The sequence below is a fragment of the Amycolatopsis anabasis genome, assembly GCF_009765355.1.
Classification (GTDB): Bacteria; Actinomycetota; Actinomycetes; order Mycobacteriales; family Pseudonocardiaceae; genus Amycolatopsis; species Amycolatopsis anabasis.
The window spans coordinates 1-654 of the sequence record NZ_VTHK01000186.1 but is presented as its reverse complement, the minus strand read 5'-3'; the positions used below and the strand labels follow the sequence as shown (position 1 = coordinate 654).

1 pseudogene is annotated in these 654 nt (G+C 67.4%); it reads left to right on the top strand.

What is annotated here, in order from left to right:
- Nucleotides 1-654 (top strand): annotated as a pseudogene (locus FXO23_RS50650) (cell division protein FtsK); the annotation flags it as partial.

Below are 654 nucleotides of genomic sequence, written 5' to 3'. Positions count from 1 at the left end.
GCCGGGAAGGACTGGGATGCGGCCGGTCAGGTGGCGCACCGGTTCATGTCCGGCGACGAGCCCGAACACGTGCTGGCGTTGGTGGACTGGCTGGTTGAACTGGTCGCCGAGGTCCAGGGGCGGTTCCGGCGGATGCGCGATCTGGACGACCTGACGTGCCCGGAGTCCAAGGTGACCCCGGAGATGTCTCGCGATGCCGAACTGGATATGCCGATCACGGCGATCTTCATCGATGAGGTCCAGGTGCCGTTGGAGGATCGCACGCCCGTTGAGGTGCAAGGGAAGAAGCTCACTGCGGGCGAGTACGTCGGCGAGTTGCTGACCTGGCTGGCGAAGAAGGGACCGGCGGCTGGGATTGTGCTCGTGCTGGCTACGCAGCGGCCGGACTCGAAGACGATTCCGTCCGGTCTGCGGGCGGTGCTCGGGTCGCGGTTCGCGCTGCGGGTGATGGACTGGCGCGACTCGAACATCGTGCTCGGCGAGCAGATGAACACGCGAGGGTTCGACTCCTCGCGTCACAAGGGCGTGGGCATCCTCCGGCCGGACGGAGACACGGCGGCCGGGGCGGATGTGCTGGCGACGACGGTCCGGACGTACTACATGCCGAATGAGGACTGGCGGACCATCTGTGAGCGCGGCCGGGCGGTGCGCGAG